The organism is Sphingobacterium puteale, from assembly GCF_003627955.1.
Lineage (GTDB): Bacteria > Bacteroidota > Bacteroidia > Sphingobacteriales > Sphingobacteriaceae > Sphingobacterium > Sphingobacterium puteale.
Genome location: NZ_RBWS01000027.1, coordinates 64,958 through 90,004, shown reverse-complemented (window position 1 = coordinate 90,004; position 25,047 = coordinate 64,958). Strand labels below are relative to the sequence as shown.

Annotated in this window: 18 protein-coding genes; 2 read left to right on the top strand and 16 right to left on the bottom strand. The window is 39.5% G+C overall.

The annotated features are described in order from the left end of the window. Positions 1 to 56: 56 nt before the first annotated feature. From D7322_RS26165 to D7322_RS26145, 5 genes are all read right to left on the bottom strand, one after another. Complete coding sequence (locus D7322_RS26165) at positions 57 to 1,097, bottom strand: FecR family protein (protein ID WP_121127140.1); 1,041 nt, start codon at positions 1,095 to 1,097, stop codon at positions 57 to 59. Positions 1,098 to 1,143: 46 nt separating this feature from the next. Continuing rightward, the gene (locus D7322_RS26160; RefSeq protein WP_121127139.1) at positions 1,144 to 1,698 is read right to left on the bottom strand and encodes an RNA polymerase sigma factor; all 555 of its coding nucleotides are present in this window, start codon (positions 1,696 to 1,698) and stop codon (positions 1,144 to 1,146) included. A gap of 340 nt (positions 1,699 to 2,038) precedes the next feature. Beyond that, positions 2,039 to 3,415 (bottom strand): RagB/SusD family nutrient uptake outer membrane protein, encoded by a 1,377-nt coding sequence (locus D7322_RS26155; protein ID WP_121127138.1) that lies wholly within the window; start codon positions 3,413 to 3,415, stop codon positions 2,039 to 2,041. Positions 3,416 to 3,424: 9 nt separating this feature from the next. Next, positions 3,425 to 6,643: a SusC/RagA family TonB-linked outer membrane protein gene (locus D7322_RS26150; protein ID WP_121127137.1), complete on the bottom strand. Its 3,219-nt coding sequence runs from the start codon at positions 6,641 to 6,643 to the stop codon at positions 3,425 to 3,427. Between the two features lie 2 nt (positions 6,644 to 6,645). Next, on the bottom strand, positions 6,646 to 7,455 hold the full coding sequence (locus tag D7322_RS26145) for a TlpA family protein disulfide reductase (RefSeq protein ID WP_147430548.1): 810 nt from the start codon (positions 7,453 to 7,455) through the stop codon (positions 6,646 to 6,648). Between the two features lie 871 nt (positions 7,456 to 8,326). Between D7322_RS26145 and D7322_RS26140 the strand changes: the two genes are divergently transcribed. Beyond that, positions 8,327 to 8,824 carry a hypothetical protein gene (locus D7322_RS26140; protein WP_121127135.1) on the top strand — a complete coding sequence of 166 codons (498 nt, stop codon included), beginning with the start codon at positions 8,327 to 8,329 and terminating at the stop codon, positions 8,822 to 8,824. 705 nt (positions 8,825 to 9,529) lie between these two features. Here D7322_RS26140 and D7322_RS26135 read toward each other — a convergent pair. From D7322_RS26135 to D7322_RS26100, 8 genes are all read right to left on the bottom strand, one after another. Further along, positions 9,530 to 11,443 (bottom strand): polysaccharide biosynthesis protein, encoded by a 1,914-nt coding sequence (locus D7322_RS26135; RefSeq protein ID WP_121127134.1) that lies wholly within the window; start codon positions 11,441 to 11,443, stop codon positions 9,530 to 9,532. Positions 11,444 to 11,888: 445 nt separating this feature from the next. After that, complete coding sequence (locus tag D7322_RS26130) at positions 11,889 to 12,851, bottom strand: nucleotidyltransferase family protein (protein WP_121127133.1); 963 nt, start codon at positions 12,849 to 12,851, stop codon at positions 11,889 to 11,891. Positions 12,852 to 12,880: 29 nt separating this feature from the next. Further along, on the bottom strand, positions 12,881 to 14,722 hold the full coding sequence (gene glmS, locus D7322_RS26125) for a glutamine--fructose-6-phosphate transaminase (isomerizing) (protein WP_121127132.1): 1,842 nt from the start codon (positions 14,720 to 14,722) through the stop codon (positions 12,881 to 12,883). 203 nt (positions 14,723 to 14,925) lie between these two features. Then, positions 14,926 to 15,969 (bottom strand): type IX secretion system ring subunit PorN/GldN, encoded by a 1,044-nt coding sequence (gene porN / locus D7322_RS26120; RefSeq protein WP_121127131.1) that lies wholly within the window; start codon positions 15,967 to 15,969, stop codon positions 14,926 to 14,928. Positions 15,970 to 15,998: 29 nt separating this feature from the next. Further along, a complete protein-coding gene (gene porK, locus D7322_RS26115; protein WP_121127130.1) occupies positions 15,999 to 17,297 on the bottom strand; it encodes a T9SS ring complex lipoprotein PorK/GldK in 1,299 nt (432 codons plus the stop codon). A 33-nt stretch (positions 17,298 to 17,330) separates the two neighbouring features. Then, a complete protein-coding gene (locus D7322_RS26110; RefSeq protein WP_121127129.1) occupies positions 17,331 to 18,023 on the bottom strand; it encodes an outer membrane beta-barrel protein in 693 nt (230 codons plus the stop codon). 136 nt (positions 18,024 to 18,159) lie between these two features. Further along, positions 18,160 to 20,559, bottom strand: coding sequence for a GumC family protein (locus tag D7322_RS26105; protein ID WP_121127128.1), 2,400 nt, complete (start codon positions 20,557 to 20,559; stop codon positions 18,160 to 18,162). Positions 20,560 to 20,566: 7 nt separating this feature from the next. Continuing rightward, a complete protein-coding gene (locus tag D7322_RS26100; RefSeq protein WP_121127127.1) occupies positions 20,567 to 21,349 on the bottom strand; it encodes a polysaccharide biosynthesis/export family protein in 783 nt (260 codons plus the stop codon). Between the two features lie 228 nt (positions 21,350 to 21,577). On the opposite strand from D7322_RS26100, the gene D7322_RS26095 reads away from it, so the two are divergent. After that, the gene (locus tag D7322_RS26095; RefSeq protein WP_121127126.1) at positions 21,578 to 22,678 is read left to right on the top strand and encodes a nucleotidyltransferase family protein; all 1,101 of its coding nucleotides are present in this window, start codon (positions 21,578 to 21,580) and stop codon (positions 22,676 to 22,678) included. Here D7322_RS26095 and D7322_RS26090 read toward each other — a convergent pair. The 3 genes from D7322_RS26090 to D7322_RS26080 form a co-directional block, all read right to left on the bottom strand. After that, positions 22,675 to 23,118 carry a WxcM-like domain-containing protein gene (locus tag D7322_RS26090; RefSeq protein ID WP_121127125.1) on the bottom strand — a complete coding sequence of 148 codons (444 nt, stop codon included), beginning with the start codon at positions 23,116 to 23,118 and terminating at the stop codon, positions 22,675 to 22,677. The genes D7322_RS26095 and D7322_RS26090 overlap by 4 nt on opposite strands. Beyond that, the gene (locus D7322_RS26085; protein WP_121127124.1) at positions 23,105 to 24,067 is read right to left on the bottom strand and encodes an MraY family glycosyltransferase; all 963 of its coding nucleotides are present in this window, start codon (positions 24,065 to 24,067) and stop codon (positions 23,105 to 23,107) included. Before D7322_RS26085 ends, D7322_RS26090 begins: the two co-directional genes overlap by 14 nt. Before the next feature lie 65 nt (positions 24,068 to 24,132). Next, positions 24,133 to 25,047, bottom strand: a complete 915-nt coding sequence (locus tag D7322_RS26080; protein WP_121127123.1) for an NAD-dependent epimerase/dehydratase family protein — start codon at positions 25,045 to 25,047, stop codon at positions 24,133 to 24,135.

The window sequence follows — 25,047 nt, the reverse complement described above, 5'->3', positions numbered from 1 at the left end:
TTTTAACGGATAAAGGGGACTGCAATTCCTCTTTATCCAATTTTATGGTTAAATAATCAATTGTTTTTAATCCAGACCTCCTTTTCTTGTTGTGTTATTGTATAGTTTTTCAATTCATAGATATTGCTTAACGAGGTTAGGATACTTACATCCAGATTGATCCTTCCGGAATAGACAGTTGTATTTTCCAATACGGATTGGTCAGCATGAATTTGCACATTATAGATTCTTTCTAATTTTTTGATCAGATCCTTTGTTGACAGTCGGTCGAGTACAAGCTGTTTTTTTGTCCATAAAATTTCATTTCCATCAGCTTTATTATCGATAAGGATTTTGTGCTGTTGCAGATCGTAAGCTATAAACTGTCCCGGAACCATGGTAACATTTTTGAAATGCGGACTACTGAGCTCTACCTTTCCCGTTATCAATTCAATAGCCATTTTTTTATCCTCTTCATAGGAAGATACATTAAACGTGGTGCCGAGCACTTTTACCGCAGCGTTTTTTGTTTTCACAATAAAAGTTGTACCATTATGAGCGACATCAAAATATCCTTCGCCATTGAGATACACTTCGCGGGGCTTACCCAGCATATCCGGGCTATAGGTGAGGTAAGAACCCGCATTTAGCCATACTTTGGTTTTATCTGGCAAGATAAACTCCTGCCTCTTTCCATAGGGCACAAAGACGGTATTGTATTTAGCTGCTTCTGCGGAATTATTGAGATCCAGCAAGTTGAGCATTTCGGTACGGTCATTTACTTTCAAAAAAGAAATGGCATGATTTTCGGCCTTTGGGTCAACTGAAATAAGCTGCAGGCTATCTTTGTTCTTATTAAAAGTCTGGCTTATGGACGCAATTCTTTCGATGTCGAGTGCTGCATGAGCGCCCGTACTTATGGGGGGAAATAATTTGAAGCAGACCAGCAGGCAGGCTGCAGCTACGAGAGATCCAACGTAAACAAGCAATCTTTGCCTACGTTTTTTATTGGTACTGTGGGCGATCCGTTGAAAGAGTTGTGCCTTATCTTCATCCGAAAGGCGGTCTTCCGGTGTTATGTTAAATATGTGTCTAAATTTTTCGTTTTTGGTTTTCACAAACTATGCTTTTATAGTTATAGAGCACAATCTTGGAAAACATAGACTAAAATTTATTAAAAAAAATATAAAAAACAGTAAAAAGCTCAATTGGTTTCAATTCGACTTTCAATTGCTTGATTGCCCGAAAGCTCAGTGTCCTACAGGTCTCAACATTTACCCCCATCATATTGGCAATCTCATCGTAGGAGAAATCGAGATAATACTTTAAGAAAAGCACTTCTCGCTGTCGTTTGGGCAGTGCATCTACTTTGTCTTTGATCACTTTCACCACTTTGGTTTGGACTTCATCATTGATCAGGTCCAATTCGTGGCTATTTGTCCAGCTGATGTCTTCTGAGAGTGAATCGATATCCACGGTCTGCACTTTCAATCTAAGGAGCTTTCGGCGCAGCGCAGCAAAAAGGTAATATTTTACATTAACTTCTTTCGCAATTTTTGGATTATTAAATAAATTCACGAAAAGGTCGTGGATGCAGTCCAATACGGTATCCTTGTCATAATGGTACTGTTTACCATAGGTATACAGATCGTCGATATGTGCATCGTAGATTTCCTTAAATGAACTTTGGTTACCTTGTATAAATCCAATCCAAGACATAAAAGTTGGTAGAAATTTTCCGCTAATTTCCTCTTTTTAATATTAATCCAAGATGAAATAATGGTTACTTTATCACTTAGGTCTATTTCATCAAGGGCGGTTTAGAAACCTTGGTAACAAGTATAACAAATTTAAAATCAATAATCAAACTAAAAAATCATCCTCTATATCCTTCTTTTGGCCATAGTCGATTATATACAGCCATTAACCGAAACCTTACACATTGTGGATGTCCGATCTCGCTGCTACCCAAACCGGACAGGCACGGAATCCTAGCCATCCGTAGTTGTCGATTATTAAGCAAAAGGGAGTCCAAAATACGGATTCCCCTTTTGTCTTTTCATCTGCTATTCTGCTCATACCCTCCTATTGCTATTGCGTTCGGCGGAATCGGAAAGACATACCTTGGGTCATTGGGTTCAATGCGGATTAATTCGCTATTGAATGTTTTTCCCAGGGTGATCGGATATTCCATTTCTTTGTTTAATCTTCGAAGATCTTCCCAGCGCAGACCACGAAAGACTAATTCACGCTGTCTCTCTTCCAGGATCCACTGCATTACAACCTTTTTATCACTCGAATGAAGTTCGTAATCAACATGTTTTTCAAATCTATTTTTACGCAATGTATTGATCCGATCCAGTGCTTTGTTTAGATTTCCGGCACGTGCTTCGCATTCCGCTGCGATCAGCTGCAATTCATCCACAGCAAAACCATATAGGGGACCTCCGGAAAAGGAGGTGCTACCGATAAATATTTTAAAGCTATTGAAGTCTTTGAAGAATAATTTTTTCCTTAGGTCCCCGTCCCGGTAATTGGCAAAATACTTTTGGTTGACACAATACAATCCAATGCGCTGTATTTCGGGTATGGAACCCGAAAAATCAAAGATAATTTCAGGGTTTACTGTAGCAAGAGGCTGCAATGTTGCAAAGCTATTGGGATCAAATGGTACCGTATTAAAGTCAAGTAAGGTACTTTTCCGGCTAAGCGCCCTGTTTGCCTCTGCCAATGCTAAATCATACTTTCGTAGCTGGAGGTAAATCCTTGCGCGCAAGGCGCTGACAGCCAGCCGCGATGGCCGCTGTTTTATGGTCGGTTCTATTGGCAACAGTTCCTCAGCTTCATTTAAATCCTTTAAGATCAAGTCATAAGTTTGCTGTAGCGTACTGCGGGGGATCTTTAGAGAGATATCAGGTTCGGTCCGTAGCGGCAGACCAAGTTGAGTTTTTGCATTCTTTTCGTCATAGACTTCACAAAACAATTGCGCCAGCTGATAATAATTGAATGCACGAAAGAATAGCGCCGATCCTCTGACATTGCTCCAGGCATCGAGCTGTGCATTATCGGGTTTAATTTTTTGAATGCCCTCAATTACCTGGTTGGCATATAGGATTCTCCGGTAGCCGAAATTCCAGTCATCAGATTGTTCTCCTTCAAATAGATCTTCTTTTTTCCACAGATAGGCATTACGCTGGTGTACTGGGGTTAAATTTGCGAGTTGCTCTTCATCGACCTGAATTTCATCCGCAGCGATGGTACCCAACACGATACTTGCTTTTGTATTCATGGTTCGGAAAGCATCGTCCAAAATCGCCTGATAATCTTCAATACGGTAAGGGATAACAAGACTCTGATCTGTTTTTACTTCCAAAAAAGATCCGGAGCAGCTGCTTACCAATATTAAAACAGCTGCATATAGTAGTGTTTTCATCATACAAATATTTTAAAGTTCGATATTCATTGAAAATGACGTTATCCTAGGATTTGGATATGGTGCCCTTGGTATGTCTGGGTCAAGCCCATATTTATTTCGTCGCCAGAGGATGCCGATGTTTGCCATTGACCAGCCGAAGTTTAGCGACTTCACTACCGCAGCCCTATTTTTGTTGATCCAATGATAAGACAGTGTTATATCCCGCAGCCGCAGGTGATCGCCCCGTTCCCAGAGTAATGAAGAATTCGTGGTCATTGATCCAATTGCCCTAATTTCCGGTGAATTCGCAGGAGCCTTGGGCAGTACATCTGTAAAAGCCTCGTCACCCGCCTTTTGCCAGCGACGATAATAATCTTTATGATAGGCACCTGTGGTCTCACCCCCTGGATCCATGGTCGTCCGCTGGAAGTAATAACCCGATTTCCAGACGATATTAGCCGATACCGACCAATGTTTCCATCGAAAGGTATTTAGCATACCTGCTGTCAAGGTCGGTATTCTTCCTCCTATTTTGGTGAGCTCCTCAATGGGGTAATCATTATAGTAGTTTATATAATCTGTGGTCAGTTCGCCATTCTGATAAATAACAGGTTTACCCTCATTATTAAGTCCGTGCCATGGAAAGGCGTAGATGACATCCAAAGATTGACCGACTACCGGTGGCCTGCTATCTATGAATATGGTCGCAGAGGTAATGTCATTCGTATTGTAGTGTGTCACTTTATTGTTCACCTTAGCAAGCTGCAATCTTGTGTCCCAGTTGAACGCTCCAACGATATTCTTACTGTTGACCGTTATATCCCAGCCTTTTGTCTGCAAGTTGGCATAGTTGATCCGATTGACAATTGTCGGATATACATTGTCGATAATACCTGTTGTAGGATCCATTAGATCAGCACCGATCAGGTTGTTTCCTTTTTTCAGGTAATATTCCAGAGAACCTGTCAGTCGGTTATTTCGTGTTCCGAAATCTATTCCGAGGTTCAACGTATTGACCCGTTCCCATTGCAAGGATGGGTTGCCCACGCTTGTCAGCACCGCAGCCGTATTATTGGTCAGGTCGTCGATCATATACGAGATGATCGGAAAAGTCGACACATTCGGATTGGTATTCCCGCTGCTGCCGTAGGTGGCCCTTAATTTCAAGGAAGGGATGATATCATTCTGGAAAAAACTCTCCTGAGCCATTTGCCAGCCCAGTCCGATCGACCAAAGAGGCACCCCTTTTTGATTCGTTTTGACCCCATAGATATTAGAAGCATCCCATCTCAGACTCGCTGTTGCCAGGTATTTGTCCCGATAGCTATAGGCCAGATTGGAATAATAGGATAGAAATCTATACGTATTGAGCCCATAGCTACCACTTGCTGCCGGTATCAATGCGGTCCCAGTTGGCCTCGTGGTATACCTTTTTGTATAATCAAAATTCACCCTTCCAGTGAGCAGATCACGATCGTAGCCGTAGGACCAGGCAAAGGGCGAAGTCGTCGTTATACGGTCGAGCAGTTCAGCACCCAGGAGGTAATTCAGCTGATGCTGGTTCCGATGATTCCATTCCCCTGACAGCTGGGTACGGATGGAGTGCGATCTTGCACCTGTACGTCCCCCCTCCCTTCGGATAGCACCATAGGGAATTACCTTCGTCATATCCGCCTGCGTAAACTTGTTGACCAGATCACGTGCATAATAACTGTCTTTATCATACAAGGCACTTTGTCCATTCAGGTTGTTGAGGTATTGATAAAAGACTTCCCAACGGATCAATTTTGAAAACTCATAAGACAGTCCCATTTGCATGCGCAGTTCCTGATCCGAGGACCGGTTGTCATTTAGCTTTAGTTCGTCCAAGGGCCTATACATCCAGTCCAACAGGCCGAGGCCTGGCGCCGACTCCTGATAACCGTAGCGCAACCCTTTGACGATAGGTAGGCTCTGTCCGTTTCCATCCTGAAAGCGGTAATAAGGTACCACGGAATTCCCACCACCAGTAAAACTGGTAAAGCCTATTCCATTCTGCACGTTAAATTGCTGCGTATACCAGATGGACGGCATGATTTTAAATTTCCCTCCCCAGTGAATCGTCCCCTGCATATTGGCATTCCATCTTGTGTAAGTATCCCCTTTCAAAAAAGAACGATTTTTATCGTAGGACGCGGAGGAGCGGAATGCATAGCCTTTTCCACCACCGGTAAATGCGATGTCCTGATGTTGGTTAAATCCTTTTTGGTAAAAATAGCTGAGGCTTTCCTCCCGCGTATCCGTTGCAGCCAATTGATCCCTAAAATTCATCAATTCCTGATCCGAAATTTTTTTATCGCGGTGTTTTATCAGCCATTCCGTATAGAGCGGGATTGGCGTCTGATTGCGTTCCAGATAGTTTGACCGCGCGAACATCTCATCTTCGATATCCAGCACTGTCGCTGCAGGAAGATAATTTGGTGCATAGTATAAATCCGGTTTATCCTGCAATTGAAACACTGAAGCATATTGGATACGAGTCGGCTGGTTGGTCGTCCCCTTTTTTGTCGAGATGACGATGACGCCATTTCCAGCCCTTGCTCCCCAGATCGAAGCAGCGGCCGCATCTTTGAGCACGGTTATGCTGGCAATATCCGAGGGATTTATGGTGGCCAGCCCCTGCTCATAGGGGAAGCCATCCAGGATAATTAGCGGTTCGCTATTTGACTGAATCGAGGAGAGCCCACGAAGCCGTAATTTGGGATCAGCGGCACGCTCTCCGTTGGTATTGGAGCGATCCATGGTCAGGCTATTCACTATCCCGTCCAATCTATCTAAAATATTGGTAGCCGGCACACGAGCTATATCCTCCTTGCTCACAAATCCAAAAGATCCTGTCGCGCGCTCTTTGGGAATCTGGTAGTAGCCCGTATTGAGCACTTCGACTTCTTCCAAAATAGTTGATCTACTATTTAATTTGATCAACAGGTGGTGATCCCCTTGTTTTACAGCAATTGTATCTGGCCTGTATCCCACATGAGAAAAGACCAAAGTGTTTATCGCTGTTGATAATAGCACCTGAAATTGACCTAAAGAGTCAGTTCTGGCCAATACCATACCTCCGGGGATCTGTACTGAAACCCCACCTACTGGTTTAGCTGCTATTCCATCAACTACCCTACCGTTTATTTTCACTGTTTGCTGTGCAAAAAGTGAGGTCGTTACCACGGAATTAAAAAGAAATAGTATGAATACTAATTTTATCTTCATGGCTATTGGATTTGGTTGCCGAGATCCCAGTTAATAAAATCAGGTATATGATCGAGCTTACCCTCAAGGATCTGAAATATATAGTCAGGATCTACAGGCTTTGAAGAAGTTCTTCCGAAAAGCTTTCCATTTTTGATCCATATTGATGGCCCTACACCACCATATTGTGTGAAATAGCGGACTAATATTGGAGCCATGGAGCCAATAATCTGCGGGCGTGTCCAATTTCTCTCATGCACTTTTACTACCCCCTTGTACTCAGCATCATTTACGACGCCTACTACCTGCATTTTATCCTTAATTTTTGGATATAAGGCTTCCCACTTGTCCATAGATTTTATACAGGGTGCACAATACTCTGCCCAAAGATCTAGCACCAAGAATTCTTTATTCGATAATTCGCGCAATGTTGTTGTCGTCCTTCCATCGGGCATGTTTAACATTCTCAAGGGTAAATCTAAAATGCGGTCGGGGATTGCTTCGCCCTTGAGTATATAGCCTATTTTAGTTGTATCTACATTATATATGTAAAATGGAAATCTATTAAAGTCAACATAAGGAAACTTCCCCCTTAATCTGGTATCTGAATAACTTTTTTTTGAAATGGCGGTTTCAACATCCAGTAAATTTCTTCTTAACGAATCAGCTTTTGATTCTGCAATCAGTAGCCCATTGGCCCCGCTTTCCTGGCGGGGCGTCTGAGCCGATAAACTAAACATAGAAACTAAGCATAGGATAGATAGTAGGGCACTATACCGTTTTATTGTCTTTTGATTGGGCAAGACCTCTCCTGCCCTAAAAAAATGTCTCATTTTTTTAAGTTTTAATGGAGTGGCCTATGGCAAAGATTATCCTGTCCGATCGGGATCAGCAATTTCATCCCAGGGGTCTGGCCTGAGCCACTCCGGTAAATAAATAGAACTATTAATAGGTTCTCAGATGCGGTGCTAGACAATTACAGGTGAATAGATATGGACGATACCGCATCAGTCGGGAAAATGAAAAACCGACCTTTTGTATAGAAAATAAATATCTATTTTTTCTAGAATCTTTGCATGTGAATTGCGAATTTCGTACTTTTAAGCTGCTAAGAATAAAAGAAACGAGGATAGTGCAATTGTCAGGCATTGATCTTGAAAAAATTAGGTCGGCAAAATCAACAACATTATGCCAATAAGTGGGGCTTTTTGAGCCATTCTTAATGGGCATTTTAATACTATAGGTATTGCGTGTTGTTGATTTTAAGCTCTTTGATGCTACTCTGGTGGGCAGCGTTTGTTCTTAATAAGCAGGATTGCTGCATGTTGCCGACACTGATCCTTGATCCGTCGTTGTGATGATGATGTACTTGACTCTAGCTCTTTCATAATTTAAATAGCTGGGTTATTAAAAGAGTCTCGAGGGAAGGAAGTGGAAGCTCCTCCAAAATATAGAAGAGGTAAGCTCCGCTACTATCCACTGAACACGGGCACGGCAAAGAGCCTAGACACAGCTTCAAATAGGGAGCTTACCCCTCCTTGTTGTAAAGATACAAAAAGTGTGGGGGCGCGCAAACCCTACGTCCCGTGTCATTTGAAATTTGCCGTTTCGTGCTCGAGACTTAATCAGACTAACTGATTACATAACAAATATACAAAGGCTCAAATTAAAAAACAAGAAAATCCTCGTTTTTAAAAAATTAATATGATAAAACTTGATTACAAACTTTACAACACGATTTCATTTCGTTCCTTCTTAAAAGGATACGTAAATGAAAAATATAAAAATCTCCCAGTACTCTCTCAGAAAATGGAGGCCATAGACTGGCTTTTGGAAAAGGAAACTGCAAAATTAACTGCTAAAACTTTTTTTAACGTTATAAAATCCTTGGAGTTAGATTTAAAAACAATTTGTGATCTATTCTTTAAGACGATTCCATCTATCAAACTAAAATCTATTAAATCTTCAAAAAACCGATTAGAAGATTTATTGGGACCTTATTTTAATTCTAAACTAGAACTAGTGACAGCTTCTGGAATTAAGGAAACGACTTTAAACGAACTATTTGATAATAAGTTTGACCGACTATATGCATACGAAGCTTGCGCAATTGCTATATCATTTGGAATTGAACCAGCAGTTCTTTTCGATTACTTCTACGGCGATGGTGAACGCCCAATGATCGGGATTATACCTGCCTAGTAACGTCAGTCGTTGATATTGAATATTAAGCAGAAAACAAATCCAAAGCTTTTTGATATTAAAATATTTAGTGCGTAACTTAGGTATGCCGGTTAAAGCAAACCAACATTTGCCCAAGCGCCTTAATTATTTAGGGCGCTTTATTTCAAAATCATCGTTGAATTTCAATAAGAATACTTTTCATAAAAATAGGTTAATATAAAAAAGGTAACTCCCCTCACATCGCCCGATGGCAGGGGAGTTTTTTTATTCATAAATCCGTAAGAGAATAAAAGCCAAAACCGGGAACTCTACCCCAGTACTCTAATTTCTAGAAAAATAGAAACCATTGAATGTAATATCAGCTACATTTCTATTGAAAAACCTGTTTTAGTTTGTAAGGATTCAATAGCCCTAATTGAGGAAGAGATTAACCATCAAAGTTGCCTAAGAAAGTGTGTTTTCCCAGATTGGTCGTCTATTTCGACAAGCACCTTTCGGTGGTTTTCATATTCGTAGATATACCAGTTGGGATGATCGGGATTTCCAGCTGAATATATATTTAATACCTGTTCGTGAGTTGCTATTGTTATTTCTAGTGGATTATTATCCATTCGGGCTTTAATTTTTAGTGCCCTCTAGTTTACATTTTTCTAGTATAGTATGCAATAGCACTATTTTGACTCCTAAGCATAAGGCTTTGCACAGGTAAACATACATCGCTTATTATATTTTATCCAATTCTTCAAAAACAGAGTTTTGCGAACGATATTCAGGTACAATGTCCTTGATCAGCTGTACCAAACGCATTTTATCTTCGTTAGGATCGGCTGTTTTCGCAAGTGCACATAATTGCTCCACACGTTCTTTCTGCAATTCCAAATCTGGCGTATTAACCTTGGCGATCATAATCTTTTCATGATAGGTTTTTTCCGTATTCTCTCCGTTGGCCAAAAGCTCTTCAAAGATCTTCTCTCCCGGACGTAAGCCAACAATTTTGATATCGATATCCTCGGGGTAATTATATCCTTTGAGCCTGATCATCTGCTTGGCCAGGTCCATAATTTTCACAGGCTGTCCCATATCAAAGACAAATATCTCACCGCCTTTACCCATGACAGCAGCCTCCTGTACCAATTGGCAGGCCTCGGGTATAGTCATAAAATACCGGGTTATATTCTCATCTGTGATTGTCAGTGGCCCACCTTTCAACATCTGCTTTTCAAATAATGGTATTACTGAGCCATTCGACCCCAATACATTACCAAAGCGGGTCACAATAAAATTTGTCTTTGAGTTGATATTGACCGTTGATATCGCAATTTCTGCAACACGCTTGGTCGCCCCCATAACGTTCGTAGGGTTCACGGCCTTATCGGTAGAAACCATCACAAATTTGGATACATCGTATTTATGTGCCAGCAAAGCCACATTGTAAGATCCCCAAACATTCGTTAAAATCGACTCATAGGGATTCGCCTCCATCAAAGGCACATGTTTGTAAGCCGCTGCATGGAATACGTAAGTAGGACGATAAAATTGGAACAAAGTATCCATAAACAACTCATCCCGAACATTTCCGACAATAAAGCTACAGCGCGAAAAATGACTGGAACAACTTAGTTCCTGCTGGATATCATACAAAGCCGACTCGGCCTGATCAACTACAATAAGCTGCTTTAAGTCAGTATGAGCTAACTGCCGCACCAGTTCGCCACCGATGGAACCGGCTCCTCCCGTAACCAGTACAATCTGATCTTTCATTTCCGAAGCAATGGCAGGGTTGTCCAGATCAATGGCTTTACGTCCCAATAAATCTTCGATACGTAAGCTCCGGATCTGTCTTGTTGCGACCTCCCCCGCCAGAAGACGCGCAGTATCGGGGATAATTTTGACAATTAATGGAATTGGTTCGGCCAGTTTAAATACCGTATTCAATCGCTCAGGCTTGCGGTCGTCCACCGCGATAATAATTTCGGAAGCTTTGCCATGCCTTAATACAAAATCCTTATTTAAGTCTTTTATATCATAGATTTTAAAACCTTGAATACGGTTGCCGATCCGATGTGGATTATCATCCATAATAGCAACAATACGGTATTTATTACGTGAGGTGGTATGAATAAAGTGAAAAGTCGTATTTCCCATATTACCGGCTCCAAAGAGAATTACGGGGATACGGTTATCTTTGTTTCCCCACATCAATTCATGATACAAGGCACGATACAGCACCCGACTAAAGGTCATACCGAAACCTGCAATTAACGCATGAAAAAGAAGCTGCGTATCTGAAAAAGGTAAGATTGCTTCATAGGATGGATACAACCATTCTATTGCTTTACAAATCAGCACACTGGAAAAATAGGCCAATCCGATCGCCAGAACAATACGCTGCAATTCACGGATACCGGTCTTATGAACCACACCTTTATATGTGCCGAAGATACAGAACCAGATCAAGTAAACTAATGAGACCAGTAAAGCTTGTCTGATCATCTCGTCTAGCTGCACTTCCCCTCTATGCTTGAATATAAGAACATAACTGATAAAAAAAGCTGTTGCAACAATAATCATGTCCAACAGCAGAATTATCCAACGCGGCTTGTTGATGGACAAGCCTTCTTTCCATAAATTACTCATTTAAACGTTATAAAGATATTATATACTTTAATCGCGCAATGCGACTAAAAAGTATCCCTTTCTGTAATTAAATATTTTCAAAAACCTTAATCCATCTCTACATATATCGTACCTAAAATAATCTATTGTCATTTCTAAAGAAAAAACTGTTTGCGATCGAGACTATGGCTTGATGTTATTAATTTCATACTTTAAGAAATAATTAGGATGCGTAAAATTACTAAAATAAATTTGGATCCACCTAGATTCGCCAAACGTCTATGGCAAAATTTCAAACGTTATGTCAAGTACGCCCCAGAAGAAACGATCGCTTTTCTACTGATCCATACCTATTCGTAGTTCTGGACAAGAACAGTGACTAGTCCTGAAGATTTATTTTTAGCATATAAAAAAGCGTATCTTCCTATTGAATGAAGATACGCCCTTACTTTATTATTTGATTTTATTAAAAATCCAGGTAAATACTCTCATCCACCACTTTCTTAACCGGCCACAATCGTTCTGGATAATGGCGGGCTTTGATCAACCGCTGGATACTCCTTTGTACCTGGTCTTTATCTTCTTTATATGTTACTCCGAACCATTTCGCATCTGTAGGAAGCACAGCGAAATTGGCCAAACCCTGCTTCACCATATAATCCGGCAAATCTGGAATAAAGAATTCTGCTTTTGGATTTTCGTAATTTTGCTCAACGAAAGCAGGGAATAAAGCGCGGGCAACTTCAAATATTTTAGGCGTAAATCCCCAAAAGTTCATTGAAACCCTTGTATTGTCCGGAAGGGTTGTTTCACTTTCCGCCTGCGCATATACTATTTTTTCATCCTTACGGTAGATATTGGTCCTTTCAGTTACACTTTGTAGATGATCTGCATCATTGACTTCACATACACCGCGGGATACATAACCAAAATCAGATAGCGTATTTCCCACTTCAAATCCTACCAAAGCCATCTCCTGATCAGTAGCTCTTTCCCGGAGAAAGTCAGCCATTTTTTGAAAGGCATCGTAACCATAAAAATCATCCGCATTAATCACACAGAATGGACGGTCCACAGCCGGCTCAGCGCTCATCACCGCATGCCCTGTACCCCATGGTTTCTGGCGGTCCACAATACGGTCCACACCAAACTTGCTTAAATCAAAGTCCTGGTACACATACTCGACTTCGATTGTATCGGGAAGTTTGTCGCCAACGTTACTCTTCATTACCTCCAAAAATTCCTCGCGAATGACAAAGACCACTTTACCAAAGCCCGCACGTATCGCATCGTAAATGGAGTAATCAATTATTTTTTCGCCAAATGGGCCAAAGCTTTCCACTTGTTTAGCCGAACCATAACGGCTTGCCATCCCGGCAGCCAGGATAACCAGAATTGGCTTTTGGTTATTCTCTCTATTATTTATCATGATGGATTTGTTATCAATTAAAAAACACCTTATTCTACTGTTACAGATTTTGCGAGATTACGTGGCTTGTCAACATCGACAGCACGTTCAACACCGATATAATAAGACAGCAATTGCAATGGGATTACGGATAATAAAGGAGCCAAAATTTCATCCGCCTGAGGAACAACAATATAATCCTCCGCTAATTCAGCAGCTTGTGTATCACCCTCAGAAACGACCGCGATCAAACGTCCTTTGCGTGCTTTGATCTCCTGCATATTGCTTACGATCTTTTCATAAAACGGATCTTGTGTGGCGATAAATACCACAGGAAGCGTTTCATCCACTAAAGCTATAGGACCATGCTTCATCTCTGCAGCAGGATAACCTTCAGCGTGGATATATGAAATTTCTTTCAATTTTAATGCACCTTCTAAAGCGATTGGAAAGTTGTATCCCCTCCCTAAGTATAAGAAATCTGACGAACCTCTATATTTATCAGCGATAGCCCGTATCGTTGCTTTTTGCGTTTTTAATATCCAGTCGACTTGTTCAGGAACTTTAGCCAATCCTTCAATCAATGTTTTAAAACGCTCATCTGATATTGTACCCTTTAATTGAGCCAGACGCAGCGCAAAAAGCTGCAACACCACCAATTGCGCGGTAAAAGCTTTGGTACTAGCCACACCAATCTCAGGCCCCGCATGCGTATAAACACCTGCATCTGCCAAACGCGCAATAGAAGAGCCAACAACATTTACAATACCGAAGATCGTAGCGCCTTGTTTTTTGGCAGTCTCCAATGCAACAAGCGTATCAGCAGTCTCACCACTTTGGGAAATAGCCAGGATAACATCGTTCTCATCAATAATTGGATTGCGATACCTAAATTCAGAAGCATATTCTACTTCAACATTTACCCGGCACAGTTCCTCGATAATATACTCGGCGACCAAACCCGCATGCCAGCTTGTCCCACAAGAGACAATGATAATGCGACGTGCTTTCAATAATTTATCCGAGATACTATCTAATCCACTTAACGTAACCCGTAGCTGCTCGGCATCTAGGCGTCCCCTGAAGGAATCAAAAATTGTCTGCGGTTGCTCAAAAATCTCCTTTAGCATGAAATGTTCATAGCCCCCTTTTTCGATAGCCTCTAGATCAAGATCGAGTCGCTGAACGAATGGTGTGATGGTCTCATTGCCATAATTTTTGAGAATTAATTCATCCGGACGAACGATGGCCATTTCATAGTCGTTAATATAAACGACATCCTTTGTATAGGCAAGCATTGGCGAAGCATCAGATCCCAAAAAATGACCTTTTTCCCCTACACCAATGACCAAAGGCGATCCTTTGCGGGCAGCAATTATTGTATCTGGTAATTGCGGGTCGATGAGTAAGATCACATAAGCCCCCGTAACCCGCTTAAGTGCTATACGCACCGCTTCTTCAAGTGAGCAATTATTATTAATTTGGATATCCTCGATAAAGTTAACCAGTACTTCGGAATCTGTATCGCTTTTAAAATCGTATCCTTTTTGGACCAGATCAGCTTTTAACTGACCATAGTTTTCAATAATGCCATTATGGATCAACGCAATCCTGCCCGAACCCGACAAATGAGGATGCGCGTTACGGTCGCAAGGTTCGCCATGTGTCGCCCAGCGCGTATGCCCAATACCGACATTTCCGTGTATATTTTTACCTGAAGCTTCTTGTTCCAGCGCCGCGACTTTCCCTTCTTTTTTATAGAGATTGATTACATTCTGATGTAAAAGAGCAACACCAGCACTATCGTAGCCACGATATTCGAGTCGCTTTAAACCATCAATAAGAATTGGATAGGCCTCTTCCCGACCTACATAACCAACGATTCCGCACATAAAAGTTTAAGTTTAGTTTTAAAATAAGTGATTTCTGTTTTGTTCTGTTTGTTTTGCATTCAGCTGTTGCCAGCTTAAACTTGCCTATTTAGACAAAACATATGCCAAGTGTCTAAATGACACGTTAACAAATCGTGAAATATCTTGAAAAGCAAAGACCTTTCCTGCGGAGCAGAAAAGGTCTTCACATGCACAAATTTCTTTTATAATTTTTCGGAATTCGTTTCCTCTTCGACCTTTTCTTCTTTTACTTCTTCAGTCTTGGATTTATTTTGCTGTTCCTCAGTTTTAGATTGGCTACCCTCCAATTCTTCCGCTTTCACTCCTTTTGGATTACTCCACAGTTTTTTCTTGTAAGCATCCAGTTTTTCCTCTACTTTCTTACCATCCAATTGCTGCGCACCATTTTCACCTTCCTTTACATTCTGCAACATTCCCGGAGAGGACTCCCGTACAATTGTGCTTGCAAATTTATTCTGCACAAAGAAATCATCCATGGTCATATCATAAAGCCCTTTATCCGGATCCGAAATATCCACTTGTACCAAGCTATAGCGCAACTGTGGAAAATACAGCCAAAAGGCAGGTGTAGATCCTACCGATTCAGCCAATTCCGCGGATGTGGTAATATTCATTAGAGGAGCAACACCAATAATCCGGGTCTCCAATCTACTCCGTTGTTTATCGAAGAAGATATCTTCTTTCACACGAAATTTGGTTACACGAGCCGGATCGAACTCATTGAGTGCCATTTTGGAGTCAATCTGATTTCCTTCGCCGTCAAAGATGGGTACCAATACACTATCCGCAAAACGGGCCATCCCTTCTTGTGCACTTAAACGACCTTTGAAAGAATCATCATCAGGGCTATAAAGTGAAAGTTTTCCCTTTTCAATTGCTTTCATTACCACTTCAATCAAAGAGTTTCCTGGAATAGCTAAAATATAATTTTTTTCATCCTTTAGATCGATATCGCGCCATACCCGTTTATAGAAACGAATATTCTTCTTGTTCACCTCAGGATAAGCGAAAGGTACTGCATCTTCCATGCTATTGGCCTGATAAAAGCCATCGGTGGTTGGGATGGTATCCGGATTGATTTCCCCCGAACCAACTGGTATCGCTGACATTACATTATTTAACGTATCCTGTTTTCTAGGAACTGTATCTATCGTCGTCTCTTGCTGAGCGAACAACAACCCAACGACCAAGGTCATGGAAGCTGTCATTACTGTTTTTATTTTCATCGTAATCGTGTTTATATTTACAGCCAAGATTAATATTTACGTGTTTTACTTTGCACGGTCGGCATTTCAAATGCAGACATTACACAACGAAACCCGATATAAGAATGCGGTTCATAATCTACCGAGTAATTACGCGTCTCGCTATTTAGCTGTTCGCCATTGTCTTTCCATGAACCACCACGGACGACTTTTCGTTTAAGCGCATCACCATCCTTCGCATCCGCATCATAAAGCAAAGCAGGATTTAAGTCGTTGACAAATACGACTGCAGAAGGGCTGTACGCATCCAAAGTCCATTCCGATACATTTCCTGCCATATTGTAGACGCCAAAAGCATTTGGCATATAAGATTTCACAGGAAGAGTAAAGGTCGCACCATCACGTGAGTAGGTTCCATCACCTTGTTTGAAGTTGACGGCTAATTTCTTTTTACCTTCTGTTCCATCAATTGTCATACGTGATCCTGCGATTGTATCTTGGGGATCCAATTTACCAGAAGCTGCATATTGCCATTGAGCCTCTGTTGGCAGACTCAAGCTCAACTGATAACCATTCAAATAAGAATTTTTTAATACCGTCGCAGCCATTTCGTTTGCCCGCCAGTCAGTAAAGGCACGTGCCTGTCTCCAGGTAACACCCACGACAGGGTAATAGTCAAAAGAAGGATGTGTAAAATAATTCGCATCTAAAGAGGCAAGCTGCGCATTCGGAAAATCTTTTGTCCAGATATCCTCAACAGGCATTACCGCGACTGTATCTGTTACATATTTCTTTTTCACATTACCTTTGGATTGAAGATAGGAAAACCGGTATCTAATCACTTCAGGATTGAGTGCACGTCTATTGCCTTGCATTTCGAGCATGGGGGCGATTCGCTCCTGGATACTTGGATCATTGCTTTTCCATATCGGCGATACTTTTTTGACCTTTGCCCAATTGATACGCTTTTGACCAACCTGCTCACCGGCAATATCCAAGAAATACTGATCATCATTTAAATAATCGGTTACGGCAACGGAGTCAGCGACCCAATTTACAAACTCGCGGTACTGTTTATTTGTTACTTCAGCTTCATCAATAAAAAAAGCACTTACACTAACATTTTTTCCTACATTACCACTATCTAAAGAGCCCTTAAAAAGAATAGTTCCTGAAGGGACATACACCATACCCGGAGGCGCAGGTAATTTCCCTCCCCGAAAAGCATTTACTTTTGGTGCTTTATAGATTGCCGAATTAGATTTACAGGCTGAGAAACTAATTAAGATTACTAGGACCCAAAACCCAACTACTGGATTTGTAAGTTGACTGCATATTTTATTTTTCATTTTTTTTTATTTGTCTTTAAAAAATCTAGCGGCCTATTTACGATTAAAAAGTGCATACTTTACGCCAACAGATACGAATCCATATTGGTCATTGTTTTTATTAACTATCCCATCTAAATTATCATTTGTTGTCAATGTATGTTGATAATTTACATTGATTGCCCATTGCGGCCCATATAGAGTCCTGCCAAAAGGAATATCCACACCTATATTTAATGGGACAACAAAATGAATCTCACCTAGGTCCTCAGCCAACTCTCCTCCGAGGTTCACAATATTCTCTACATATTGAGGGTCCAAATTTCTTACAATACGATTCTTTACTAATCCAGCACCTGCACCCACATAAAAATTCGAAATAATTCTCGAAAATGTATTAGCCTCCAAAGAATAATAGCTATAATTATTAGAGCGTCCTAAGAACTGTCCCAATCGAACTTTTCCATTTATATTCCCGGCGAAGTAGCGGTTTTTAAAGTCACTTCCGTAACCATCTCCACTTAGAATGCCTTTTTCTCCACGTAACCCAACCGATATATACGGCGTAATTAAATAATCCAGCTCTCCGTAAAATGCAAACTTCGATTCAACATTGCCCAAGTCTGTTAGGTTAAATGTAGTACCTGCACCGGCTCCTACACTAACAGGACGTGAAAATTGTGCTGATACCGATAAAATTCCTAGGAAAAACAATCCAACAAACGTACATAATAGTTTTTTTCTCATAGTGATTGATTAGTAATAACAAAAGTCCATAGTCAAAACGTTTGGTATTAGATATTATTATAAAATTAAAAACCCAAGTCGATTACCTCGACTTGGGTTTAAACAACAATAAGGCCAAAATTTCCTAATTATAGTATTATTTTATATTTAAACGATCTTTCACATCTTGCCAAACTTTAGCAAGCCCTGTTTTCTTCTTCCCTTTATCGCCATAACCATAGCCGTAGCCATAACCATAACCATAACCTCTTGCAAAATCCACATCATTAATTACAGCTGCAACATTTTTCAATTTACCTTCAACATATAACTCACGCGGTACCTGAAGCAAACGCTTGTCTAAGTAATTAACGCGAGACACATATAGTGTTAAATCTGCATTATGAGCAATTAATAGTGTGTCCGTTACCAAACTAACTGGCGCTGTATCCACCAATATATAGTCATAGTGATAACGTGCATATTTAATTACATCATCGAAATGGCCATTCATCAACAATTCCGCCGGATTTGGGGCAATATAACCAGAATATACTACATCAAAATCGTAATTTCCTGGTTTTTTTATAATGATATTGTTCACATCCATCTCTGGATTGATCAAGAATTGTGTAATCCCAACATTCGTATGTTGCAAATGCGAAAGGCCAAGATAATCCAACACTTTTGGGCTTCGAATATCAGCACCTATCAAAAGAACCTTCTTTCCAGACATAGATAAAATCTGAGCAAGGTTGGTGGTAACAAAAGATTTTCCTTCACCGGAGATGGTTGAAGTAACAAAGACAACCTTTGACTCATCCTTCTTATCCGCACCAAACATAAAGTTCATATTCGTACGCAGAATCCGGAAAGCCTCTGCTAAAGAAGAACGATCGTTTAAATGAACGATGGTATCTTGCGCTGTAGGGATCTCTCCCAACACGGGGACTTTAACAATATCTTCGATATCTTTTCTCGAATGGATTTTATTATCTAGTAAAAACTTCACATAGAGAACAACAAATGGGATTAAAAAACCTACAATCAGGGCTCCCAACAAGACAATTGATTTTTTTGGGGAAACTGGAACCCCATTCCCATAAGCAGCATCAATCACTTTTAAATTGTCCGGTGTTGCGGCTGCTTTCACTTCGCTCTCTTCACGCTTTTGCAATAATAACAGATAGAGTGATTCAACAATCTGCTGTTGTCTAGATATCTTCTTAAAACCTTGCTCCTGGTTTGGTATAGAATTAATTCGGCCCTTAATCTCATTTGATTTGCGCTCAATGCTCCTTAGTGCCATCTGAGTGACCTTTTGATAATTCTGCAAAGATTGGCGTATACTATTGTTACTTTCAGCAATACTTTCGTTCAAAGCAATAACAGCGGGGTTTTGATCAGAAGCTGATTTTAACAAATCATCTCGCTCCAATATTAATTTATTATATGCGGCAATAGTGCTCCCAATGGTAGCATCTTGCAAACCAATATTAGAGGGTAAAAGTTTTCCAACCTCTTGATTCTTCAAAAAATCATTCATATGATCCACCAACTGAAGTTGGGTTCGATATTCTAATACTTTCCTATCGTTCTCAGAAGCGTTATTCAGAAAGACGCCAGCCTCAGTGGCCATGTCTACCATTGAATTAGCTGACTTAAATTCAGCTGCCTGTTCGTCGGCTCCAGATAGATCTTTTGATATTAACATTAATCGCTTATTGATAAAATCAGATGTAGCTCTAGTCATCCGCAATTTATCATTTGTCAAATCAGTATTATAGGTATCGATCAATGTATTCAAAACGAGTTCTGCTTTCTTATCCAGCGTTGATAACATTGAAAAATTAACAACATAAGATTGCATCTCTTTACCAGGAGAAAAACTGATCGCCCCTAAATTGGCATCAACAGCCCAGTCCATTGGAACGACGCTAACAAGATAGTCGGCTTCTTTCTCTATCTTATTGAGATAATTTCTTTTGAAAACAACCCTACTTTTTCCAATACTTACTACATTATCAAAGTCAACACGAACACTTTCTCCGGAAACCAAGTTTGTAATATGAAGTTTCTTCCCGTCATTAATCGCCACCTTGACGTTCAGTTTAGTGGAATCCTGATTGCCTTGAAGTTGCAGACTAAAAGGCATATCCTTTTCTAATACCTCAGAAGAGCGAATTTTACCCTTCACAGCATACGTGATATTTAGGTGATGTTGATCCACTACCTTTCGCATCAATCTTCTAGAAGAAAGCACTTCGATCTGATCTGTTACGAATGCGGCTCGACTTCCTCCAAACCCCATACTACTACTCAATTCTGCTATTCCCGCAAGCTCTCCAGCGGATGCACTTCGTTCATCCTTTAATAAGATTTTAGCAGTTGTACTATAGGTTTTTTGAGCATACCGAAGATACATTATCGCGCAACTAATAGCTATAATGACTGTAAGCAAAAACCACTTCCAGTAATACGCATACTGCTCAAAAATCTGTCTTAAATTGATCTCTTCTTGCTCTTTTTCTTTGACGTGTATAGATTGTTGTTCCATGTAATAATTAGCGGGTCAAAACTGAAATTACGGTAATTAATAAACTCGCAATTGATATAATGATATTTGAATTAGCACCAAGTTTGGAATTATTGATTTGAGATTTATTAGGTTCCACATAAATCACATCATTTTGTGCCAAATAATAATAAGGAGAATTAAGCGTATTTTGTTTTGTGAGATCTAGTCGGTGAGTACTTTTTTTCCCATCCTTTTCTCTAATAAGCATAACATTGCTACGTACCCCTCTAATGGTCATGTCTCCAGCGAGCCCCAACGCTTCCAACACCGTGACACGTTCGGTTGGTAAAATAAATGATCCTGGACGGGCAACCTCCCCAAGGACCGAAACTCTGAAATTATTAAAATTCATGTTTACACCCGGATCCTTTATGTATTGACTCAATTCAGATCTAATTTTCTCAATTGCCTCAACACGGGTTAAATTTGCGACATGCAATTTACCTAACATAGGAAGAATTATATCTCCCTCATTACTAACAGTATAAGTAGGCCGTAAAGCCATATCAACCTGTTGTGTCATGCTACCAGTTGTCATTGTACTGACTGGATTAAAAGGAGCCGTCACTTTAGGGTCAGCAGCAGTCACAACAATCGTTAAAATATCATTTGGCTGTATTCTTGGTATATATTGTTCATATTGAGTATCAATCAAAGTCGAATCTGGCTGCAAATAAACCATATTCTTGCGTGAACCACAGGAACTAAATATTGTCAACATTATCGCGACACACACCAGTGTCAAACCATATTTTGAAATTAACCGCATTTTCTATTTTAATTATAAAATTGATTTTATTATTTGATGACAAAAATATACTTTTTCTCCGAACTATCCGTAAGATTACTATTTTAAAATCATTGTATTGATAATAACCCCTGCCCCACAAAATGCATGCCTAAAACATTCGCTTTTTACAAAAAAAACAAGTTTGTATTTTTTTTATCCTTCGCTAAGTAAAATATTTATATTTGGATACATACTCATGATTAATTGATGGACAAATCACTCAAAGATATTTTTTTTCAACTGTTACGTATTGGGCTTTGGGCTAAAGGGAAACCGACTTTCACTCATTCTTTAAATGAAAGTGATTGGGTTCAGATACATAAATATGCTGTTAATCACACTGTAGAGGGACTTTTGTATGATAGCTTCGCATTTTTGGACGAACATCAGCTTCCACCTCAAAAAATACGCTTAATGTGGACTGTTCGAGTAGACCAAATTGAACGACATAATCAAAAAATGAATGCTGTAATCGCATCTCAGTATAAGATCTTTAAAGAAAATGGCCTTAACCCTTTGCTTCAAAAAGGTCAGGGTGTAGCTCTTTGTTATGAAGTTCCCCTACATCGCATGAGTGGAGACATTGATTGGTACTTCGAAAATAACGGTTATAACAAAGCGCGAAATTTCATTAAAGAAAAGAAGATGTCTATCAGAGACACTGCTGGTTTCAGTCTAAGTTACGATTGGCATGGCATACATATCGAGCACCACAAAAAACTGTTCGATATCCAAAGCCCTTTTAAATCCCGGTTTCTTAGAAAAATTCAAAAAGATCATAAAAATAACTATCAGACCCTGCTAATTAATGATGTTTATGTTCAGTTACTGCCTCATGAGTTACAACTTCTTCAAGTTAACAGTCATATTTTAAAACACCTACTCTCATTTGGAATAGGTCTACGACAACTTTGTGATTCGGCTAGACTGTATTACTGTACTTTTTCGGAAATAAACAAAAAAAATCTTAAAGAATTGTATAGAAATGCAGGAATATTAGATTGGATTCATTTGCTTCACTATATATTAGTGCGACATATTGGTCTTCCAGAAAAATTTCTTCCCTTTGAACTCCCCCAAAATTTAAACGCAGACTGGATGCTTGATGAGATATGGTATTCAGGTAATTTTGGTTTCCATGATCCTCGCTTTAAAGACGGGAAAATATCTCAAATATCAAGACAACCGGATGGGGCACACCGTCTATGGTCTAATTTTAGAAGATATATTAAATATGCTCCCCAGGAAGCCTTTTTTTTCCCCATTGTCCAGACATACTCTAGATTTATTGGTAAGGACAAGGACTAAACAAAGTTTGAAAAATATTCTAGAGGCCAGGTATAATCATCAAACTTTGCATGAGCCAACTCGTAGTCAGCATAAACTAACAACTCACTATTAGCTTCCAGCGCTCTAAAAGCAGTCGCATACCCAGCAGGAACATTTAGCAACGTCATTTCTGAACTATTTATAAACATGTGTTCAATACCTAAATCCACAGAAGGTTTTTCCCAATTATCAATATGAATTAGGTGTAAGGAAAATGCACCAGAAAGTACATAGAACCATCGTTGTTCAATCTTATGTCCTCGCCAGCCTCTAACTAATTCAATATCGTTGTTCTTTATTACATAAAATCTTTTGACCAATGACATGTCAAAATCGTTGACAAACCTAATCTCTCCTCTGTGATCTTTGGCGACGCCCCCCTGTATTGTAGAAACTATACTATTATCAATTTTTAACATATTTTTTAATTACTGTCCTTTTTACGATCAGATAAATAATACTCAATCCCGATAAAATCGTAGTAGAGAATACTAATTGAACTTGAAAACTCTCTCTTGAAACGTATATCACCAATAACCCAATGAGAAATTGAACAAAACCGTAAAAAAAAGAAATAAGTAGCTTATTCACACCGGCTTCATTACCTAGAAACTGATAGAGATGCGACCTATGAGCCTCAAAAATATTTTCTCTACGAGATAAACGCTGCAAGATCGTCCAAACAGCATCAATACCATAAATAGATAAAAATAAAATATAAATCAAATTACCGCTTTTTAATATCAAAAGTCCTAAAGCAAATAATAGAATGTAAGCTATTGCAACGGAGCCTACATCACCGGCAAAACATTTTGCCCTACTGCGAAAATTGAAATACATAAAGATGAGGACTCCTAAAAGTGAGAAAACCAAAAGATCTTGTTCAACAAAACCCGAATATTGGTTTACCATCAATAATAGTCCACCAACAGCAAGACTGTAACATCCAGTAATGCCATTTATTCCGTCCATAAAATTGTAGGCATTAATTACTCCAACAACCACAATGAAACCAGAAAAAAGGTAATACCAGGGCATATCAAATAAATCAAGTTGATATGCCATAAGCAATACAGATGCAAAATGCACTATTAATCGAATTTTATTAGAAAGTGTAAAGATGTCGTCTAAAAATGAAATGGTTGTCATTAATGTAAGCCCCCCAAAAAACCAAGGATAATGGCACCCCGATAACACGAAGTAAATCATTGCCCCAAAATAAAAAACAATCCCTCCTCCTCTTAAAGTGACAACAGAATGAGAAGATCTTTCATTTGGCTTATCAATAATATTGTAGTAGTCAGCTACTTTAAAATAATATAATTCTAATATTAACAAGAGAATAAAAACAACTATGTATAATACCATAATAATGAAAATAAAAAGCAAAAAATATAAAAAAGGCAAATAATATACCTCAATTTGGAGTTCTTTTAAACATTTGATGATCGAAAAGACCGAATCGTCTGTACCAGTCCTTCTTTTGATGTAAGTGGCAATTTTTCAATTTCCAATGCACCCTTAATTTTCTGATTTGATACGACATAGGATTCTGTCAACTTTTTTACTCTTTCCGAATTTAGTGGAAATGGAATACTATCTCCGATTTTCGCGACAAAGTTAATTAATGTTGTAGGAATATGCCATAATCTTGGACTTCGTCCCAAATTATTAGCAATCAATGTCACCAATTCATTTGTTGATATCGCAATGTCATCCGCAAAATTATAAACACCAGAATTCATCTCTTTTTTGTTAATCATAGCTAATACCAAAAAAGATAAATTATCAATACTTAAAAATGATCGTTTATTATTAAATGATGCTAGCGGCCAGGGTATTCCTTTTTCAACAACTTTATAAAGTAAGTTGAGATTTCCTTTGTTCCCTGGACCATGTATCATACATGGTCGAATAATAAACAGTCTTTTTCCCTCCGGCAAATGTTTACTTAACAAATACTTCTCCGCCTCCAACTTTGATTTTCCATAGGGAGTAAGAGGCACTGCTGTAAAATTTTCCTCCAATATATCCGCAACAGAATCAGCAACAGCTTTAACGGATGAAAAATAGAAAAAATCACGGGTTTCTGATTTTAGAAAAGTTTCAAAAACTTCTTTTGTTAATTCATAATTCACTTTAAAATAGTCGGTGGGATCCGCCGTATTGCTGGTATCATGTGCCTTACCTGCTAGATGTATAATCGCAGTATACACATTTTCCAATACCTTTGTCTCCCAATCCGAAGAACGGAGGGAACAACCTACTACAGTAAGATTATTCGTTGTTAGATAGCGCTGTAAATTTTGACCAACGAAGCCCGATATCCCTGTAATTAAAACGTTCAT

Excerpts from the sequence above, each read along its gene's own strand:
- D7322_RS26160 (WP_121127139.1), bottom strand. The coding sequence starts at position 1,698 with ATGTCTTGGATTGGATTTATACAAGGTAACCAAAGTTCATTTAAGGAA.
- D7322_RS26155 (WP_121127138.1), bottom strand. The coding sequence starts at position 3,415 with ATGATGAAAACACTACTATATGCAGCTGTTTTAATATTGGTAAGCAGC.
- D7322_RS26150 (WP_121127137.1), bottom strand. The coding sequence starts at position 6,643 with ATGAAGATAAAATTAGTATTCATACTATTTCTTTTTAATTCCGTGGTA.
- D7322_RS26145 (WP_147430548.1), bottom strand. The coding sequence starts at position 7,455 with ATGAGACATTTTTTTAGGGCAGGAGAGGTCTTGCCCAATCAAAAGACA.
- D7322_RS26140 (WP_121127135.1), top strand. The coding sequence starts at position 8,327 with ATGATAAAACTTGATTACAAACTTTACAACACGATTTCATTTCGTTCC.
- D7322_RS26135 (WP_121127134.1), bottom strand. The coding sequence starts at position 11,443 with ATGAGTAATTTATGGAAAGAAGGCTTGTCCATCAACAAGCCGCGTTGG.
- D7322_RS26130 (WP_121127133.1), bottom strand. The coding sequence starts at position 12,851 with ATGATAAATAATAGAGAGAATAACCAAAAGCCAATTCTGGTTATCCTG.
- glmS (WP_121127132.1), bottom strand. The coding sequence starts at position 14,722 with ATGTGCGGAATCGTTGGTTATGTAGGTCGGGAAGAGGCCTATCCAATT.
- porN (WP_121127131.1), bottom strand. The coding sequence starts at position 15,969 with ATGAAAATAAAAACAGTAATGACAGCTTCCATGACCTTGGTCGTTGGG.
- porK (WP_121127130.1), bottom strand. The coding sequence starts at position 17,297 with ATGAAAAATAAAATATGCAGTCAACTTACAAATCCAGTAGTTGGGTTT.
- D7322_RS26110 (WP_121127129.1), bottom strand. The coding sequence starts at position 18,023 with ATGAGAAAAAAACTATTATGTACGTTTGTTGGATTGTTTTTCCTAGGA.
- D7322_RS26105 (WP_121127128.1), bottom strand. The coding sequence starts at position 20,559 with ATGGAACAACAATCTATACACGTCAAAGAAAAAGAGCAAGAAGAGATC.
- D7322_RS26100 (WP_121127127.1), bottom strand. The coding sequence starts at position 21,349 with ATGCGGTTAATTTCAAAATATGGTTTGACACTGGTGTGTGTCGCGATA.
- D7322_RS26095 (WP_121127126.1), top strand. The coding sequence starts at position 21,578 with ATGGACAAATCACTCAAAGATATTTTTTTTCAACTGTTACGTATTGGG.
- D7322_RS26090 (WP_121127125.1), bottom strand. The coding sequence starts at position 23,118 with ATGTTAAAAATTGATAATAGTATAGTTTCTACAATACAGGGGGGCGTC.
- D7322_RS26085 (WP_121127124.1), bottom strand. The coding sequence starts at position 24,067 with ATGGTATTATACATAGTTGTTTTTATTCTCTTGTTAATATTAGAATTA.
- D7322_RS26080 (WP_121127123.1), bottom strand. The coding sequence starts at position 25,047 with ATGAACGTTTTAATTACAGGGATATCGGGCTTCGTTGGTCAAAATTTA.